The following is an 18,443-nucleotide window of genomic DNA, read 5'->3' on the forward strand; positions in this document are numbered from 1 at the left end:
CCCAGGCGCGAAGTGAGGTGGGGCACCGGTGCAGATCCGACGGCAACCGCGGGCGGATCAGCGCCCGGCACGGCAGGACGGCGACTTCCGGCGACTGTGGGCCGGGGACGCGGTGTCGCAGCTGGGTTCGCAGATCACCATCTTCGCGCTGCCCTACATGGCGGTGGCATCACTGGACGCGTCGGCCGATCAGGTCGGCCTGCTCCAGGCGCTCTACACCCTGCCGTTCCTGCTGGTCCCGCTGCCCGCCGGAGTGTGGCTGGAGAACCGGGCCCGGCGGCCCGTGCTCATCCTGATGTGCCTGCTCGGCGCCGCCCTCGTCCTCTCGGTCCCGGTCGCCGACGCCTTCGGCTCGCTCGGGCTCGCGCACCTCTACGTCATCGCGCTGCTGGGCGGCGCGGGAGCCGTCGTCTCGGACATCGCCAAGGTCTCGCTGGTGCCGCAGCTCGTCGGCGCCGATCAACTGGCCTCGGCCAACAGCCGGTTGAACGTCGGCCTCGCCGTCGGCGGCACCGCGGGACCCGGCCTCGCCGGCTGGCTGACCGCGCTGGTGGGCGTGTCGAACGCGCTCGTCCTCGACGCCCTGTCCTACCTGTGGTGCGCGCTGATGACCGGCCGCATGACCCACCGCGAGCCGCCGCCCCCGCCCGGCCGTCCCGCCCGGAACCTGCCCGCGGAGGTGCGCGAGGGACTGCGCACCGTCTTCGCGACACCCCCGGTGCGCAGCATCGCCCTGCACGCGGCGCTCAACAACGCGGGCGTCCAGCTCCTGAACGTCGTACTCGTCATCCACCTCGTCCGCGACCGCGACGACGGCAGCGCCGCCTACGGCCTGGTACTGGTCTGCGGCGGTGTCGGCGCCGTCCTCGGCACCCTCGCCGCGCCCCGGCTCATCCGGGCCTTCGGGTACGGCCGGGCCATGCTCGGCACCCTCGCGGTCACCGTCAACGCGTTCTGGATCATGCCCCTCGTGGACGGCTCGCGCCCGGTCGTGGTGGCGTCGTTCGCGCTGGCCCTCGGCATCGCCTCGGCGGGCACGGGCGTCGGCGGCGTGGTGAGCGTGACGGTCCGTCAACTCCTCACGCCCGCCTCCCTGCACGCCCGGATGAACGCCAGCTACCGCATGGTCACCTTCGGCACGATCCCGCTCGGTGCGCTGCTCGGCGGGCTGCTCGTGGAGCGGATCGGCGCGGCGGCGACGCTGTGGATCGTGCCGTTCCTGTTCACCGCGGCCGTACTGCCGCTCGCCCACCGGTCCGTGCGCTCGCTCGGCAGGACCCCCGAACACACGGAGCGAAAGGTACTGGAGGTGAAGCGGTGACGTTCATCGACCGGATCGCGGCACAGGCCGCGGCGGACCCCCACGCGGTGGCGGTCCTCGACGGCGACACAGCCGTCACGTACGCCGAGTTGTGGGAGCGGGCCGGCCGGACCGCGGCCCGTCTCACCGCGGCCGGAGTCGGCCCCGGCAGCCGGGTCGCCGTCGCCGCGGGCCGCGGCGCGGCACACGTCGTCGCGGCACTCGGCAGCTGGCGGTCGGGCGCCGCGGTCGTCCCCCTCGACCCCGCCGCCACCCCGCTGCGCCGCGAGCAGGTGCTGCGCGCCGCCGCCCCGGCCGCCACGATCGGCGGGGACGGAACCGTCGAGCGGCACGGCGGCCCCGGCCCCGACGACACCGCGCCCCTGGGCCTCGACCGCTGCGCCACGGACGGCTACTACGTGTTCACCTCGGGGTCCACCGGCCGGCCGAAGGGCATCGCCATGCCCCGCGCCGCCCTCGACAACCTGGTGGACTGGCAACTGTCCGACCTCGGCGAACGCCCGCACCGCAGGGTCGCCTGGTTCGCCCCGGTCGCCTTCGACGTGTCGCTCCAGGAGATCGTCTGCACGCTCGCCGCCGGCGGGACGCTCGCCGTGGTGCCCGAGGAGATCCGCGCGCGTCCCGACGCGTTCCTCGCCTGGCTGGTGGAGACCCGCATCGAGGTGCTCCACCTGCCGTACGTCGCCCTGCAGATGCTCGCGGTGCAGGCCGCCACGAGCCCGCTCACCGCACGGCTGCGGCTCACCGAGGTGATCACGGCCGGCGAGGTGCTCAAGTGCACCCCGGACATCGTGCGCATGTTCCTGCGCCTGCCGGGCGCCCGGCTGACCAACCAGTACGGCCCGTCGGAGACCCATGTCGTCACCCGGTACGCGCTCCCCGGCGACCCGGCCCTGTGGCCCGCGCTCCCGCCGCTCGGCACCGCCGTCCCCGGCGTGCGGGTGACGCTGCGGGACGCCGAAGGGGCCGAGGTCGCGCCGGGGGAGCAGGGCGAGCTGTGCGTCGGCGGGATCGTGCTGCGCGGCTACGTGGGCGAGGGCGCGGCCGAGGCCAACGCGCGGGCCCTCGCCGGGGGTCACTACCGCACCGGCGACCACGCGAGCGAACGCGCCGGACTGTTCTCGTTCGCCGGGCGCAAGGACCACCAGGTCAAGATCGACGGACACCGGGTGGAGCCCGAGGGCGTCGAGAGCGTGCTGCTCGAACACCCCGGCGTGCGGGAGGCGGTGTGCCTCGTCACCGGCCGGGAGTCCCTCGCCCGCTCCCTCGCCGCGATCGTCGTGGGCAGCGCGGGACAGGCCGAGCTGCAGGCGTTCCTGCACGCCCGGCTGCCCGCGTCGATGGTGCCGCGGCGGTTCGTCGTCGTGGACGCGCTGCCGCTCACTACCACCGGAAAGGCCGACCGGCTGGCCGCCGAGCGGCTACTCGCGCCCGGCCGGCTGTAGCCGCCGCTCGCGCAGCGTCTCGTAGAACGGCAGGTGGTGCCGGAGGTACGAGGACAGCGCGGGGTCGGCCGCCAGGTCCGCCGCGTGGTCCCGCCGCGTCGTGCGGAAACCGGCGGACGAGCTGGCCTCCTCGTGCCAGCGGGAGGTGCGCTGCCACTCGCTGCGCTCGCCCGGCTGCCAGTTCAGGGCGTCGGGCAGGAAGGGGATGCCGACGGCCGCGCAGTACGCGGCGATCAGGCCGGGGGCGTCCGTGACCAGGTCCGCCGAGTCGATGACGGCCGGCGGCCTGGCACTGCGCGCGGCGACCGCCCGGTAGATCTCGAACTGCGCCTCCCCGCCGATCTGGTGGAGCCGCACCTCGGGGTTGAGCGCGTGGTAGGAGGCGATGGTCTCCGCGGGGTGGCGGATGATGAAGGTGTGCGTGGCGTCGCGGCCGAGGAAGGCCTCGTCGGCCAGGAGCGCCGGATAGCGCTCGTCGGTCGTGTCCTTGAAGAAGACCGGCTTGGCGCGGGCCAGCTCCCGGATCGCCGCGAGCAGCTCCGCCTCCGTGCCGACCGTCAGGTCGCCGACCTGGACGCTGCCGAACTCCGCGAGGTTCGAGAAGGGTTCGTGCAGCACGTGGTGGTCGCCGCGCTCGGCCATCATCCGGAAGAACGCCGTGGAGCGGCTGCGCGGCATGCCCCACAGCGCGATGATGCGCGGCCGGTCGTCCGTGTCGTTCTCGCTGGTCACCGTCACTGTCGTCCCTTCGCCGGCACGGCCGTTGAGCTCCGCAGTCTGGCACGGAACGGAGCCCCGTCCGAGGCGTTGCGGCCCTTCGCCGGGTAGGGGAACTTCCCGACTGTCACGCCCCCGGGACGGCTGCGAATCTCGAACCAGCTCTGCAGGGATCGTCCGACTCGACGGGAACAGTGTGGTGTCGCATGAACGCGCTTCGGGTGTGGTCGAAGGCGGACGAGGTCCGGATGTGGCTGCTCTGCCTGCCGCCTGGGGGCGGTGACGCGCGGCTGTACAAGGAGTGGGCCGGGCGGCTGCCCGAGAGCATCGGTGTGGCGGCGCTCGAACTGCCCGGCCGCGGCGGCCGAAAGGGCGAGCCGTGGGCCACGAGCAGCGAGGCCGTCGTCGACGAGTACGCCGACGCCGTCACCCCGCTGCTGGAACGGCCGGTGATGCTCTACGGGCACAGCATGGGGGCGGTCCTCGCCCTCGACCTGGCCCACGCACTGCGCGCCCGGCACGGCGCCGAGCCGCTCGCGCTCGTCACCGCCGCCAGCGAACCGCCCGAGCGGCGGGCCGTGGAGATCACGTCCGACGCCACCGACGACGAACTGGTGCGGTGGCTGCGCGCCCTCGGCGGCACGCACGAGGAACTGCTCGGCTGCCCCGAGTACCTCGCCGAGCTGCTGCCGGTGCTCCGCGCCGACCTGGGCCTCCTCGAACGCAGGCCGCGACGCGCCCTGCCGCCGCTCGGCTGCCCGGTCCACGTCTACCTCGGCGCGCGGGACCCGATGGTCGACGGCCCCGGAGCACAGCGCGGCTGGGCCGCGCACACGACGCGTGAACAGCCGCCCCGCACTTTCCCGGGCGGCCACTTCTTCGTATCCGAATCCACCGAACAGGTCCTGGCGGCACTGGCCGAGGACGCGGACGCGGCGGTCGGCGGCCGCCTCCTGCGGCCCCGGTGACCAGGGCCCGGACGACCAACGTTCCGGTGCACACGGCGCACGCACGGCGGCGAGACCGAGAGGGAGGAACAGGCATGGGCAAGGCGGATTCGTCCGGAGTACGGGACGCGGTCGGCGGCGCGCCGAAGCAGACGGCCGGACCGGTGGGGAAGTCCTCGCTGGAAGGGCTCTCGGCGGAGCGCCGGGCGCTGCTCACGATGGAGCTCGCGCGGCGCAAGGCGGCGGCACTCAGGCCGCGGCGGCTGCCGCGCGAGGGCGGTGAGCCGTCCTTCCCGCTGTCGTACGCGCAGGAGCGGCTCTGGTTCCTCGCCCAGGCGGACCCGGACTCGACCGCCTACGTGATGTCCGGCGCGCTGCGTCTGCGCGGCGCCCTCGACCGGCGCGCGCTCGGCGCGGCCCTCGACGAGATCGTGGCCCGCCACGAGGTGCTGCGCACCACCTTCCCCGAGCAGGGCGGCCGGCCCGAACAGCGCGTCGGCCCGCCGCGGTCCGTGCCGCTGCCCGTGCTGGACGCCGACGACGGCGAGGACACGGTGGCGGCCGTCTGCCGGGCCGAGGCCACCACGCCCTTCGACCTCGCGTCCGACCTCATGGTCCGCGCCCGTCTGGTGCGGCTCTCCGACGACCACCACGTGCTGGTCCTCGGCCTGCACCACATCGCCTCCGACGGCTGGTCGCTCGGCGTCCTGCTCAACGAACTCGGCGTCCTCTACGACTCCTTCCGGCGCGGCCGGCCCTCGCCGCTGCCCGAGCTGCGGATCCAGTACGCCGACTACGCCGTCTGGCAGCGGGACTGGCTCGCCGGCGGCCCGCTGGACGAGCAGATCGCCTACTGGCGGGAGCGGCTCGACGGCGCCCCCGTCCTCGAACTGCCCACCGACCTCGCGGCCGGCGCGACCCGCAGCTGGCACGGCGCGTCGCAGCCGTTCTCCTTCCCGCCGCAGCTGTGGAAGCGCGTGGTGTCCTTCGCCGAGGAGCAGCGGACGACCCCGTACATGGTCCTGGTCGCGGCCTTCGCGGTCGTGCTCTCCCGCTGGAGCGGCCAGCGGGACGTGGTGATCGGCTCACCGCTCGCCGGCCGCGCCCACTCCGAACTGGAGCCGCTGACCGGGTTCTTCGTCAACACCCTGCCGCTGCGCGTCGACGTGCCGGACACGGCGACGTTCGAGACGCTGCTCGCCGAGGTCAGGCAATCCTGCACCGAGGCGTACGCCCACCAGGACGTGCCCTTCGGCAAGCTCGTCCAGGCACTGCGGCCCGACCGCTCCCTCGGCCCCGTGCCGCTGGTGCAGGTGATGCTCGCCCTGCGCGACGTGCCGGGACAGAAGCCCGCCCTGGCCGGACTCGACGTGGAGGAGCTGGACCTGGCGACGAGTCAGGACGCCAGCAAGTTCGACCTCGTCCTCGACCTGGTCCCGGAGCACGACGGCGGGCTGCGCTGCCGCGTCGAGTTCAGCACCGACCTCTTCGAGGCGGCCACCGCCGGCCGGATCGCCGACGCGTTCGTCCGGGTCCTCGACACCGCCCTCGCGGGCCCCGAGCGGCCCGTCGACCGGCTGCCCCTGGTCTCCGCCGACGAACGGGCCCGCCTGGTCGGCGAGTTGTCGGGGGACGGCGACGCGAGCGCCGCCGACACCGGCTGCCTGCACACCCTCATCGACGCACAGGCCGACGCCCGGCCCGACGCCCCGGCGGTCGAGTGCGGCGACACCGTGCTCAGCTACCGGGAGCTGACCGAGCGCGCCGACCGGCTCGCACACCGGCTGCGGGCCCTGGGCGCGGGCCCGGAGCACGTCGTCGGGATCTGCCTGCCCCGCTCGGCCGACATGGTGGTGGCCGTCCTCGGAGTGCTCAAGGCGGGCGCCGGATACGTGCCGCTCGACCCCGGCTATCCGCAGGGCCGCATCGAGCTGATGGTCCGCGACTCGGGCGTCGAACTCGTCGTCACCGAGTCCACCGTGGCCGCCACCGGCCGGCTGGACGCGCGGGACGACGACACGACAGGACCCGGCCTCGTCCTCATCGACGACCTCGCCGACGAGCAGCCGGCGGCCCGGCCGGGACCGGTGCACCCGCGCACCCTCGCCTACGTCATCTACACCTCGGGCTCCACCGGCCTCCCCAAGGGCTCGGCCAACGAGCACGGCGGCGTGGTCAACACCCTCACCGGACTGAACCGGACCCTCGGCCTCGGCCCGACGGACCGGATGCTGGCGGTGTCCAGCCTCAACTACGACATGTCGGTCTACGAGATCCTCGGCAGCCTGCTCGCCGGCGCCTGCGTGGTCGTCCCGCCGGACGACCTGGAGGTCACCGACCCGGTCCGGCTGCGCCGGCTGGTCATCGACACTCAGGTCACCGCCTGGAGTTCGGCGCCCGCCCTGCTCGAACTGCTGGTCAACCACGCGCACGGCGGCCCCGGCTTCGACGGCGCCGCGCTGCGCCTCGCCGTCCTCGGCGGCGACCGGCCGCCGGCGGCGCTCCCCGACCGGCTCGGCGAACTCCTGCCGGATCTGCGGCTGTTCAACCTCGCGGGCATGACGGAGGTCTCGTACTGCTCGACCTACCACCTCGTGCGCCGGCCCGAACCGGTCCCCGGCACCATCCCGTGGGGCCGCCCCCTGCCCAACCAGCGGCTGTACGTCCTGGACGCGCACGGCGAACCCGTCCCCGTGGGCGTGCGCGGCGAGCTCTTCATCGGCGGCGCCGGTGTGCGGCGCGGCTACTGGCACCGGCCGGGCCTGTCGGCGCAGCGGTTCACGCCCGACCCGTTCGGCCGCACCCCCGCGGGACGGCTCTACCGCACCGGTGACGCCGCCCGCTGGCGCACCTCCGGCGAACTGGAGTTCCTGGGCCGGCTCGACCACCAGGTGAAGCTGCGCGGACTGCGGATCGAGCCCGGGGAGATCGAGGCCGCGCTCACCTCCCACGAGGATGTCAAGCGCAGCGCCGTCCTGCTGCGCGGCGAGGGCGCCGACCGGCGCCTGGTCGCCTACCTCACCACCCGCGGCCCGCTGCCACCGAGCATCGGCGACCTGCGCAGGTACCTCCTGGACCGGGTGCCCGACCACATGGTGCCCTCGGCGTTCGTCCTCATGGACGAGTTCCCGCTCCAGCCCAGCGGCAAGCTCGACCGGACCGCGCTGCCCGACCCGGCCGCCGTCCGCCCCGAACTGTCCGGTGCCTACACCGAGCCCAGCGATGCCCTGGAGCAGATCCTCGCCGGGATCTGGGCCGAGGTGCTGGAGATCGACCGGGTGGGGGCGACCGACGACTTCTTCGACCTCGGCGGGCACTCGCTGCTCGTCACGCAGGTGGTCTCCCGGATCCGCGACCTGTTCCGGGTGGACTTCCCGATCCGCGGCTTCCTCGCCGCGGGCACCGTGGTCGCGCTGGCCGGCCGGCTGCGCGCCGCGGCGGCCGAGGCGGGCACCGACGTGGACCAGGTGGCCGAACTGATCGTGCAGGTGAGCGGCATGGACGCCGCCCAGGTGACAAGGAGGCTCGGCGCATGAGCCCCATCGACGCCGCGACGCTGCGGCCCGGCAACATGACCCCCGACCAACTCAAGCTGCTGGAACGCCTGTTGGCCGAGCAGGGCGCCGCGCCCGCCCCGGTCCCCGGGATCCGGCCGAACGCCGTGGACCGCACGCACGCCGAGCCGTCCTCCGCCCAGCGCCGCATCTGGTTCTTCGACCGGCTGCAGCCCGGCTCGGCGCTCTACACCATCTCCGGGGTCGCCGAACTGCGCGGCACCTTCGACCGCGAGGTGCTCGCCCGCTGCCTCACCGAGGTCGTACGCCGCCACGAGACGCTGCGCACCACCTTCCACGGCGACGGCGACGACCCGTTCACCCGGGTCGAGCCGCTCACCCCCGTACCGCTGGAGCTCACCGACCTGTCCGCGCTGCCGGCGGCCGCCCGGGACCAGGCGGTGCGCGAGCGGCTCGACGCCGAGGCGCTGCGCCCCTTCGACCTGTCCCAGGACCTCATGCTGCGGGCGGGCCTGCTGCGCCTCGCCCCCGACCGGCACCTGCTGCAGCTGTCGATGCACCACATCGCCGCCGACGGCTGGTCGCTCGGCGTGCTGCTGCGCGAACTGGGCGCGCTCTACCCGGCGTTCTCGACCGGGGAACCCTCGCCGCTGCCCGAACCCGCCGTGCAGTACGCCGACTACGCGGCCTGGCTCAACGAGCGCATGCGCGAGCCCGCTCACGAGGACGCGCTGCGCGGCTGGGTCGACCGCCTCCAGGGCGCCTCCGCCCTCGACCTGCCGACGGACCGGCCGCGCCGCGACTCGGGCTCCTTCAAGGGCGGCCAGGTGCCGCTGACGGTGTCCGCCGACCTGATGGCCCGGATCAAACAGCTGGCCGACCAGGAGCGGGCGACGCCCTACATGGTGCTGGTCGCGGCCCTCACCTCCCTGCTCGGGCGGTGGAGCGGCGGCCGCGAGGACGTCGTCCTCGGCTGCGCCGTCGCGGGCCGCAACCGCAGCGAGATCGAACCGCTCATCGGGTTCTTCGTGAACACCCTCCCGCTCCGCCTCGACCTCGGCGGACAGCCCTCGTTCCGCACCCTGGTGGGCCGGGCTCGCACCGCCTGCCTGGACGGCTACGCGGGCCAGGACGTGCCCTTCGAGCAGATCGTCGAACGCCTCCAGCCGGACCGGGAACCGGGCGCGCGGGTGCCGCTGGTGCGGCACATGCTCGTCCTGCACAACAGCCCGCGCTCCGCGCTGAAGCTGCCGGGGCTCGACATCGAGGTCCTCCCGCTGGACACCGGCACCTCCAAGTTCGAGATCCAGATCGAGCTGACCCCCACCGAGGACGGCGGGCTCGGCGGCTGGCTGGAGTACGTGACGGACCTGTTCGACGAGGCCACCGCGGTCCGGCTGACCGAAGCCCTGGTGACGCTCCTCGACGAGGGCGTCGCACGGCCGGACGTCCCGGTAGACGAGCTGCGGATGCTGTCCGCCGCCGACCGGGAGACCGTCGTCGAGCGGTGGAGCGGGGCCGCGGCCGAACCGGCCGGCACCGGGCTGCTCCACCAGCTGTTCGAGCGGGCCGCCGACCGGACCCCGGACGCGGTCGCCCTGATCGACGGCGCCCGGACCCTGACCTACGCGGAGCTCGACGAGCACGCCAACCGCCTTGCGCACCACCTGATCGCCCGCGGCGTGCGCCTCGACGACGTCGTCGGCGTCCAGCTGCCGCGCTCGGCCGACGCCGTCGTCGCGATGCTCGCGGTGCTCAAGGCCGGTGCGGCCTACCTGCCGCTCGACCCCGCCCACCCGGCGCGCCGCCTCGCGGAACTGGCCGAGGAGGCGGGCGCCCGCGTCGTCCTCACCGACACCGCCGCGGACCCGGCGTCCCCCGCCACCCGCCCCGACCTCGACGTGCCGCAGGGCGCGAGCGCGTACGTCCTGTTCACCTCCGGATCGACGGGCCGGCCCAAGGGCGTGACCAACGAGCACGCGGCCGTCGCCAACCGGATCCTGTGGATGCAGGACGCGTACGGACTGGAGCCCGGCGAAGCGGTCCTGCACAAGACGCCGCTGGGCTTCGACGTCTCCGGCTGGGAGTGGCTGTGGCCGCTGGCCGTCGGCGCGCGCATCGTCGTCGCCGGTGACGACGGCCGCCGCGACCCGCGCGTCATCGCCCGGCTGATCCGCGAACACGCGGTGACCACCTGCCACTTCGTCCCCTCCATGCTGCGCGCCTTCCTCGACGGCCCCGCCGCGGAGTGCGCGGACGTGCTGCGCCGGGTCGTGTGCAGCGGGGAGGAACTGCCGCCCGCGACCGCCCGCCGGTTCAGGAGCGCGCTGCCCGACACCCGCCTGTACAACCTCTACGGGCCCACCGAGGCCGCCATCGACGTGACGGCGTGGCAGGTGCCCGAGCAGCTCGCGCCGGAGCACGAGGCACGCCTGCCCATCGGCGCCCCGATCGCCGGCGCCCGGCTGCACGTCCTGGACGCCCGCCTCGAACCGGTGCCGCCCGGCGCGATCGGCGACCTGTTCATCGGCGGCGTCCCGCTGGCCCGCGGCTACCGCGGCCGGCCGGGGCTGACCGCCGACCGGTTCCTGCCCGACCCGTTCACACCGGGCGGCCGGCTGTACCGCACCGGCGACCGGGCGCGCTGGGCCGCCGACGGCACGCTCGACTACCTCGGACGCGCCGACCACCAGCTCAAGATCCGCGGCCAGCGGATCGAACCCGGCGAGATCGAGGCCGTCCTCGGCGCCCACCCGGCCGTCGAGCGGGCCGTCGTCCTGCCGTTCCGCGACGCGGAGGGCGACCTCCAACTCGCGGCCTACGCGGGCCTCGGACCGGACGACGGGACCGCGGCGGAGCCGGAAGGACCGGAAGGGCCGGCAGGGCCGGCAGGAGAGGGGAACGCCGACCACGTCGACCGCTGGCGCACCGTCTTCGACGACACCTACCAGGCGTCCAACCCCTCGGCGGAGGTGGTGGACCTGGCCGGCTGGAACGACTCCACCACCGGCGAGCCCATCTCCGAGGAGGGGATGCGCGTCTGGGTCGACGAGACCGTGGACCGCATCACCGCGCTCAACCCGTCGAACGTGCTGGAGATCGGCTGCGGCACCGGACAGTTCCTGCTCCGGCTCGCCCCGCGCTGCGCCCGCTACGTCGGCACCGACATCTCGCCCGGGGGCCTCGACCGGCTCGCCACTCAGCTGACCGCGGACACGACCGCGGAGCTCGCGGTGCGGCCCGCCGACGACTTCTCCGGTTTCGCCGAGGGCGAGTTCGACACGATCATCCTCAACTCGGTCGTGCAGTACTTCCCCGACGTCGACTATCTGCTGCGCGTCCTGCGCGGCGCCCTCGCCCTGCTCGCCCCCGGCGGCCACCTCTTCGTGGGCGACGTACGGGACCTGCGTCTGGTCGAGGCGTTCCACTGCTGGGTGCAGGCGGCCCGGCTGCCCGACGCGACCCCGGTCGCCGATCTGCGCAGGCTCGTCGACCAGCAGATCGCCCAGGAGGAGGAACTGCTCCTCCACCCGGCCCTGTTCGAGACGGTCGCCCCCGCCGAGCGGGTCACCCTGCTCGCCAAGTCCTCCCCGCACCGCAACGAGCTGACCCGGTTCCGCTACGACGTGATCATCACCGCGCCCGGCGGCCCCGACACTCCCGCCACCCCCGCCGCGCCCGACGCCTGGCACCCCTGGACGCCCGGCGCACCCGAGCGGGACGGCTCGTACGGGCTGCGGGGCCTGCCCGACGCCCGGCTGACCGAGGACCTGGCCAGGGTGCGGCTGCTGCGCGAGAGCGGCGCGGACACCGTGGGCGCGCTGCGCCGCGCCCTCGCCGCCGCGGACCCGGAGCCCGCCGGTGAACCCGCGGACCTGACCGTCCCCGCCGGCCGCACCCTGCTGCCCCGGCTCGGCGCCGAGGCCGGTCTGCTGGACCCGGAGTTCCGCGAAGGAAGCCGCCCGGCAGGCGGCCGCGCACCGCAACTGCCGCCCACCGACGGTGAGTTCGCCAACGACCCGCGACGGGCGATCCGCGCCCGGCTGACCGTGGCCGGGCTGCGCGAGCACCTGCACCGGGCGCTGCCCGACTACATGGTCCCCGCCTCCCTGATGGTGGTCGACCGCTGGCCGATCGGCCCCAACGGCAAGCTGGACCGGGCCGCGCTGCCCTCGCCCAGCTCGCTCAGGCCGGCCCTCGCGACCGGCTACGTCGCCCCGCGCGACGACACCGAGCGGATCATCACTCGGCTCTGGCAGGAGGCCCTCGGCCTCGACCGGATCGGCGTCCACGACGACTTCTTCTCGCTGGGCGGGCACTCCCTGCTCGCCGTCCAGATCGTCGGCCGCATCCAGGACCGGTTCGGCTGCGAACTCCCGCTCGGCGTACTGCTGCGCGCCCCGACGATCGCCGCCGTCGGCGAGTGGATCACCCAGGCCGCGGCCGAGCCGACGCCGCGGATCGCGCCCATCACGCGCACCGCCCGCCGCCAGCGCCCAGCCGCCGCGCCCCGTGCCGCCACCGCGTCCCCCGCCGAGCAAGGAGCCCGATCATGAGCGAACAGGCCTTGGCCGACGACGAACCGTTCGAGCTGCCCGCCTCGTTCGGGCAGGAGCGGCTGTGGCTGCTCGACCGGCTCGCCGCCGGCAGCGCCTACCACCTCGGCGGCGCCATCCGGCTGGACGGCCCGCTCGACCCGGACGCCCTGGCCCGCGCCGTCACGCGGCTCGTCGAACGGCACGAGATCCTGCGCACCACCCTGGAGCTCTCCACCGACGGCCAGTTGGTGCAGCTCGTCCATCCGGACGTCCGGTCCGCCACGGCCCGTCTTGAGGCGCCCGAGCCCACGCTCGACGCCGCCCGCCGCACCCTGGCCGAGTACGTCGACGCCCCCTTCGACCTCGCCGCAGGACCGCTGCTGCGCACCGCGCTCGTCCGGTTCGGCGAGACGTCCTGGCTGTTCGGCGTCGTGATGCACCACATCGTGTCCGACGGCTGGTCGATCGGCGTCTTCCACACCGAACTCGCCGCGTTCTACCGCGAAGAGATCGGGGCGCAGGCGGCAGACCTGCCCGAACTGCCCATCCAGTACGGCGACTTCGCCGCATGGCAGCGCGACACCGTGGGCGAGGCCGGGTCGGAGTTCACCGACTACTGGCGCGAGCGCATGGCGGGTGCCGCGCCGCTGGAGCCCGCCGTGCCCGTCACCGGGCCCGGCGTCTCCTCCAACGTGCCGGTGGCGCTGCCCGCGGCGCTGGTGGAGGCGGTCGACCGGCTGGCGAAGCAGGAGTCGGCGACCCCCTTCATGGTGCTGACCGCCGCCTACATGGCGGTCCTCGCCCGCTGGACCGAACGCGACGACATCGTGATCGGCATCCCGGTCGCGGGCCGGCCCCGGCCCGAGCTCCACCACCTCATCGGCTTCTTCGTCAACACGCTGCCCCTGCGCACCCGCGTGGACGGCGGATCGTCCTTCCGCGCGCTGCTCGCCGCGGTCCGCGAGACCTGCCTGGGCGCCTTCGAGCACCAGGACCTGCCGTTCGAGCGGATCGTCGAGGTCTCCGGAGCCGAGCGCGTCCAGGGCCGGACCCCGCTGGTCAACGCGATCCTCGCCCTGCAGAACACGCCCGCCCCGCAGTGGGACCTGCCCGGCATCACGGCCGAGCAGGTCGACCTCGCGGACCTGCCCGCCCAGTTCAGCCTCAACCTCTACCTGTCCGGGACGGCGGACGCGGGCCTGGCCGGCCGGATCGTGCACGACGAGCAGTGGGACCCCGCCGACGTACAGCGGCTGGCCCAGGGCTGGCTCGCCCTGCTCACCGACGCGGTGGCCGACCCGGCCAAGCCGGTCGGACTGCTCTCCCTCGGCGTGCGCGGCGACGGCGCCGAGGACGCCGAACCCCCCTACGGCGACGGCCTGGTGCACCAGTGGATCACCGAGGCCGCCCGGAAACACCCCGACCGGATCGCGATCACCGCTCCCGACGACGAGATCACCTACCGCGAACTGGACGAGCGGTCGGACGACTGGGCGCGGCTGCTGCGCTCGTACGGCGTCGGACCCGACCGGCTGGTCGCCCTCTGCATGCAGCGTTCCTGCGCCCAGATCGTCGCGGCCCTCGGCATCCTCAAGAGCGGCGCCGGCTACATGCCCCTGGACCCCGGCCACCCCAAGGAGCGCCTGGAACGGCTGATCGCGAACGCCGGCACTCCCGTCGTCGTGGCCGACGAGGCCACGGCCGGCCTCTTCGACGACGGCGCCGGGGTCCGGATCCTGCTCGCCGACAGCGTTCTCGCCGACCGTCACGATGGCCCGGCCCCCGACACCCGGGACCAGCACCCGGAGTCCCTCGCCTACGTCATCCACACCTCCGGCTCCACCGGCACCCCCAAGGGCGCCATGAACACCCACCGGGGGGTGGTCAACGTGATGCGCTGGACCCAGCGGCAGTTCTCGCTCACGCCCGCCGACGCCGTACTGGTCAAGACCCCGTGGAGCTTCGACGTCTCCACCGTCGAGTGGATGGCGCCGCTCAGCGCGGGGGCCCGGCTCGTCGTCGCCGAACCCGGCGGCCACCGCGACCCCCGCTACCTCGCGGGCCTCATCGCCGAACAGTCGGTGACGTTCGCCCACTTCGTGCCGTCGATGCTCCAGGCGTTCCTCGCCGAGCCCGCCGCCGCCCGGTGCGCCGGGACGCTGCGGCTCGTGCACGTCGGCGGCGAGGCGCTGCCGATCGCCACCGCCGGGCGCTTCAGCGAGGTCCTGCCGGACACCGAGCTGTGGAACCTCTACGGGCCGGCCGAGACCGCCGTCTTCGTCAGCGTCCACCCGGTCGGTGCCGCGGACCTCGACCGGCAGCGGGTGCCCATCGGCCACCAGATGCGCGGCACGCGACTGCACGTCCTCGACCGACGGGGCGAGCCGGTACCCCCGGGCGTGCCCGGCGAACTGCACGTCGGCGGGGTGTCGGTGGGCCGCGGCTACCTCGGATCGCCCGCGCTCACCGCGGAACGGTTCGTCCCCAACCCCTTCACCCCCGGCGCACGCCTGTACCGCACCGGCGACCGGGTGCGCCGACTGCCCGACGGGGCACTGGAGTTCCTCGGCCGCTACGACCACCAGGTGAAGCTGCGGGGCATCCGCGTGGAACTGGGGGAGATCGAGGCGGCGCTCGGCCGCCACCCGGACGTCCGCCAGGTCGTCGTCGAGGTGCGCGGCACCGGCGCCGACATCCGGCCGGTCGCCTACGTCGGCTGCCCCGAGCACCAGCCGACCGGCGAGGACCTGCGCGGCTTCCTGCTGCGCACGCTGCCCCCGGCGCTGGTGCCGAGCACGTTCGTCGTGCTGCCCGCGCTGCCGGTGAGCGTCAACGGCAAGATCGACCGCTCCGCGCTGCCCGAGGCGGACCTCGCCGTACGGCGCACGGTGGCGGCCGTCGCGCCGCGCACACCGGCCGAGCGGCTGCTCTCGGAGATCTGGGCGGACGTGCTCGAACTCCCCGAGGTCGGCGTCCAGGACAACTTCTACGAGCTCGGCGGCAATTCGCTGCGCGCCGTCCGGGTCTTCCAGCGCACCCAGGACGAGGGGCTCGTGACGGCCCTGGAGCCCATGCTCGGCGACCACACCATCGAACAGCTCGCGGCCGGACTCGGCACCGGCTCCGGCGAGGCCCTGCACGACATCGGCCAGCTCCAGTGAGGGCCGCCTCGTACCAGCGGCCCACGGACCATCAGCACACGTACCAGCAGGACACGGACCAGCAGCACCCAGACCAGCAGCACACAGACCAACAGCGCACGGAGAAAGTGGGAAGGATGTCGGTTGCAACCCTGGCCCTGACACGTCGGGCGGAAGCACTCGGGAAATGGGGGGAGGCCCTGGCGGGCGACGACTTCGTCGCGCTCCCGGGCAGCGAGCTGGCCGGCTGGTTCACACCGGCGGACCGCGCCCGCTTCTTCGCCACCTGGGACCACCTGCACCGCGACGAACTGGTCACCGGCGGCGTCGTCCGCGAGCGGCGGTACGGGCGCCTGGCGGCCTCGCGCGGCCCCGGCGGCGAGTGGAGCTTCACGCCGCTGCCGCACCAGGCCTTCCAGCAGACCGCGGAGCACATCCCGCTGTACGAGGGACAGGCCAGGATGTTCAGCCCGATCCGGGCCGAGACGCTGGCCGACCCGGTCCTCACCGGACTGATCGCGGCCGACCTGGCGGTCGTCGCCGCGGTCGTCCCCGAGGCGTCCCGCTTCGAGGTGGGCCTGCACCAGATCCGGGTGCTGGCCACGCCCGACGCGCCGGGCTGCCCGACCCCCGAGGGCCGGCACCGGGACGGCCACGACTTCATCGGCATGCACCTCATCGGCCGGGTGAACTGCGCGGGCGGCGAGTCGGTGGTCCACCGCGAAGGACTGCCGCCGACCCGGATGACGCTCACCGAGCGGCTCGACTCGCTCGTCGTGTCCGACACCCGGATCACCCACGAGGTCACCCCCACCGTCGCCGACGGCGCCACCGGCGTACGGGACATGCTGCTGGTCGACATCAATGAACGCTGACCCGACGCACGCCGAGGCGACGCGGACGCTGCGCGGCCTGGTGGAGATCCCCTCGCCGTCCGGAGCGGAAGCGGCGGCCGGGGCCTTCCTCGCCGCGCGGATGACGGCGCTCGGCTACGACGTGCGCACCGACGCCGTCGGGAACGTGATCGGCGAGATCGGCGACCCCACCGGGCCGGTGATCATGATGGTCGGCCATCTGGACACGGTGCCGGGGGACCTCCCGGTCCGGGAGTCCGGCGGCCTGCTGTTCGGCCGGGGCACCGTGGACGCCAAGGGCCCGCTCGCCACCTTCGTGCACGCCGGGGCACGGGCGGCCGCCGCCGCGGGCGCCCGGATCGTCGTGGTCGGCGCGGTGGAGGAGGAGGCCGCCTCGCGCGGTGCCCACCACCTCGCCGCCACCGTCGACCCGCCGGACGCCCTGCTGATCGGCGAGCCGAGCGGCGCCGGCGCCGTCGTCGTCGGCTACCGCGGAGTCCTGCGTTTCCGCTACGAGGTGCGGCGCCCGCCCGCCCACACGAGCAGCCCCGCCGAACGGGCCGCCGAACTCGCCAGTGACCTGTGGCAGGCGGTGCGCACCCTGCTGCCGCCCGCCCCGGCGGACGCCTCGCTCTTCGAGCACGCCGCGCCGGCCCTCGTCGCCCTGGAGGGCGGCCTGACCCACGCCCGCGCCGAGATCTCCTGCCGCGTGCCGCGCGGCTTCGACGCCGCCCGCTTCCTCGACGAGGTGCGCGGACACGCGGCGGGCGGCGAGATCACCGTCGTCGAGCAGGTGCCGGCCGTCCGGACCGGACGCGGCACGCCCCTGGTCCGCGCCTTCGCCGGCGCCGTGCGCCGGCGGACCGGCGCGGTCTCCGTCAAGGTCAAGCTCGGCACCTCCGACATGAACATCCTCGCGCCCCACTGGGACGTGCCCGCCCTCGCGTACGGCCCCGGGGACTCCCGGCTCGACCACACCGACGAGGAGCACATCCCGCTGGCCGAGTACCTGCTCGCCGTCGACGTCCTGACCGAGGCACTCCCGGACATCGCGAAGTCCCTGGCCCGGCCGCTGGTTGGAGCGGCCGCCCCCACCAACGAAGAGAGGCGACCGTGAGCGTCGACGACCTCCCCCTGGCCGTGCTGGCCTCCCGGATCAGACTCGAGGAGAAGCAGCTCCTCGCCGAACTCGACAGGCGCCGGGTCCCGTTCACGCTCCTGGACACCAGGACGACCGTCTTCGGATCCGGCCACGACTTCCGCTTCCGAGGCGCGCTCACCCGCGAGATCGGACACACCCGCAACCTGTACGCCACCCGGCTGCTCGAACACGCGGGCGTGACCGTGGTGAACTCCTCGGCCATCCTCGACACCTGCGGGGACAAGCTGTTCACCACGCTCAAGCTGGAGGCGGCCGGACTCCCGGTGATCCGCTGGATGGCGACGCTCACCCCGGAGGGGGCGCTGCCCGTCCTGGCGGACTTCGGCTACCCCGCCGTGGTCAAGCCCGTCGTCGGATCGTGGGGGCGGCTCGCCTCCCGTCTCGACGGCCACGACGCGGCCGAGGCGGTCCTCGAACACCGCGACGCGCTGCCCGGACCGGTCAACAAGATCACCTACGTCCAGGAGTACATCGACAAGCCGGGCCGCGAGATCAAGGCGTACGTGATGGGCGGCGAGACCGTCGGGGCGATCTACAAGAGCTCCGACGAGTGGCGCACCAACACCAAGCGCGGCGGCATCCCCTCGGTGTGCACACCGGACGACGACCTGCTGAAGCTGCTCACCGCCACGGCCGAGGCGATCGGCGACGGCGTCCTCGGCATCGACGTGCTGGAGGACCGCTCGGGCGCGTACTACGTCAACGAGGTCAACCACACGCCGGAGTTCCACGGCGCGCTGGACGTCCTCGAAGTGGACCTGGTCGGACGCTACGTCGACCACGTCCTGAGCAGGGTGGGGTGAC

10 protein-coding genes are annotated in these 18,443 nt (G+C 74.2%); 9 read left to right on the top strand and 1 reads right to left on the bottom strand.

Annotation, left to right across the window (positions count from 1 at the left end):
- Positions 1 to 28 precede the first annotated feature (28 nt).
- Both M4J07_RS05960 and M4J07_RS05965 read left to right on the top strand, forming a co-directional pair.
- Entirely contained in the window at positions 29 to 1,321 is a 1,293-nt protein-coding gene (locus M4J07_RS05960; protein WP_255967991.1) for an MFS transporter, read from the top strand.
- A complete protein-coding gene (locus M4J07_RS05965) occupies positions 1,318 to 2,766 on the top strand; it encodes an AMP-binding protein (RefSeq protein ID WP_255967999.1) in 1,449 nt (482 codons plus the stop codon). The genes M4J07_RS05960 and M4J07_RS05965 overlap by 4 nt, the downstream gene beginning before the upstream one ends.
- Here the strand turns inward: M4J07_RS05965 and M4J07_RS05970 are convergent.
- A complete protein-coding gene (locus tag M4J07_RS05970) occupies positions 2,743 to 3,498 on the bottom strand; it encodes a sulfotransferase-like domain-containing protein (protein WP_255968001.1) in 756 nt (251 codons plus the stop codon). The genes M4J07_RS05965 and M4J07_RS05970 overlap by 24 nt on opposite strands.
- 191 nt (positions 3,499 to 3,689) lie before the next feature.
- On the opposite strand from M4J07_RS05970, the gene M4J07_RS05975 reads away from it, so the two are divergent.
- The 7 genes from M4J07_RS05975 to M4J07_RS06005 all read left to right on the top strand — a co-directional run bounded on the left by M4J07_RS05975 (position 3,690) and on the right by M4J07_RS06005 (position 18,442).
- Positions 3,690 to 4,451 (top strand): thioesterase II family protein, encoded by a 762-nt coding sequence (locus M4J07_RS05975; protein WP_255968003.1) that lies wholly within the window; start codon positions 3,690 to 3,692, stop codon positions 4,449 to 4,451.
- Between the two features lie 74 nt (positions 4,452 to 4,525).
- Complete coding sequence (locus M4J07_RS05980; protein ID WP_255968005.1) at positions 4,526 to 7,966, top strand: non-ribosomal peptide synthetase; 3,441 nt, start codon at positions 4,526 to 4,528, stop codon at positions 7,964 to 7,966.
- Entirely contained in the window at positions 7,963 to 12,501 is a 4,539-nt protein-coding gene (locus M4J07_RS05985) for a non-ribosomal peptide synthetase (RefSeq protein ID WP_255968007.1), read from the top strand. The genes M4J07_RS05980 and M4J07_RS05985 overlap by 4 nt, the downstream gene beginning before the upstream one ends.
- On the top strand, positions 12,498 to 15,644 hold the full coding sequence (locus M4J07_RS05990; protein WP_255968009.1) for a non-ribosomal peptide synthetase: 3,147 nt from the start codon (positions 12,498 to 12,500) through the stop codon (positions 15,642 to 15,644). The genes M4J07_RS05985 and M4J07_RS05990 overlap by 4 nt, the downstream gene beginning before the upstream one ends.
- Before the next feature lie 116 nt (positions 15,645 to 15,760).
- Positions 15,761 to 16,498 carry a 2OG-Fe dioxygenase family protein gene (locus M4J07_RS05995; protein WP_255968011.1) on the top strand — a complete coding sequence of 246 codons (738 nt, stop codon included), beginning with the start codon at positions 15,761 to 15,763 and terminating at the stop codon, positions 16,496 to 16,498.
- Positions 16,488 to 17,594, top strand: a complete 1,107-nt coding sequence (locus M4J07_RS06000; protein WP_255968013.1) for a M20/M25/M40 family metallo-hydrolase — start codon at positions 16,488 to 16,490, stop codon at positions 17,592 to 17,594. Before M4J07_RS05995 ends, M4J07_RS06000 begins: the two co-directional genes overlap by 11 nt.
- On the top strand, positions 17,591 to 18,442 hold the full coding sequence (locus tag M4J07_RS06005; RefSeq protein WP_255968024.1) for a RimK family alpha-L-glutamate ligase: 852 nt from the start codon (positions 17,591 to 17,593) through the stop codon (positions 18,440 to 18,442). The genes M4J07_RS06000 and M4J07_RS06005 overlap by 4 nt, the downstream gene beginning before the upstream one ends.
- The last annotated feature ends 1 nt before the right edge of the window (position 18,443 follow it).

The organism is Streptomyces longispororuber (assembly GCF_024448165.1).
In the GTDB taxonomy this organism is placed as follows: Bacteria; Actinomycetota; Actinomycetes; order Streptomycetales; family Streptomycetaceae; genus Streptomyces; species Streptomyces longispororuber_A.